At 69.9% G+C, this 805-nt stretch carries 1 protein-coding gene; it reads right to left on the bottom strand.

Annotation, left to right across the window (positions count from 1 at the left end):
• A partial coding sequence (locus D7V93_RS43670) for an amino acid adenylation domain-containing protein (protein WP_147451710.1) occupies window positions 1–805 on the bottom strand: 805 nt, incomplete at both ends.

The raw sequence follows: 805 nt of genomic DNA, 5'->3' as shown, positions 1-805 counted from the left end.
CCAGCAGGATGAAGAAGGACGGCACCATGTAGTCGGGCAGCCGCTGCTTGAGGGCCACCCGCACGGAGTCGAAGTCGGGAGCGCCTTCGGGGGAGGGCGTCACGTAGGCCACCAGGCGCTTGTCACCGGGCGAATCCTCACGCACGAGGGCAATGACGTCCTGGATGCCGGGCAGCTCGCAGAGGGCGGCCTCGACTTCGCCCAGCTCCACACGGAAGCCGCGCAGCTTCACCTGGGAGTCGATGCGGCCGAGGAATTCCAGCTCGCCTTCGGGCAGCCAGCGCACCCGGTCCCCCGTGCGATAGAGGCGTTCGCCGGCAGACGCGGCGAAGGGGTGGGGGATGAAGACTTGAGCGGTCAGCTCGGGGCGGTGCAGGTAGCCGCGCGCCACGCCCACGCCGCCGACGAAGAGCTCACCGGGCACGCCCACGGGCACCGGTTGCAGGTGGGCGTCGAGCACGTACGTCTGCGTGTTCGTCAGCGGCTGGCCAATCGTCAGCCGCTCGGGACGCGCCGAGCCTGGGGTGATGGTGGCGCAGACGGTGATTTCGGTGGGGCCGTAGCCGTTGAAGAGGGTGCGGCCCTGGCTCCACTTGCGCACCAGCTCCGGCGTGCAGGCCTCGCCCCCGGAGACGACGGTGCGCAGCGAGGGCATGCCGTGAGGCTCCAGTTGCGTGAGGACGGAGGGCGTCGCGGTGAGATGGGTTATCTGCTGCGAGTCGATGAGGGCGCGCAGTGGAGCGTCGGGAAGCAGTTGCTCGCGCGGGGCGAGCACGAGGCATGCGCCGGAGACGAGCGCCTGGAA

Source organism: Corallococcus llansteffanensis, from assembly GCF_003612055.1.
GTDB lineage: Bacteria > Myxococcota > Myxococcia > Myxococcales > Myxococcaceae > Corallococcus > Corallococcus llansteffanensis.
This window is presented reverse-complemented; position numbering and strand designations above follow the sequence as displayed.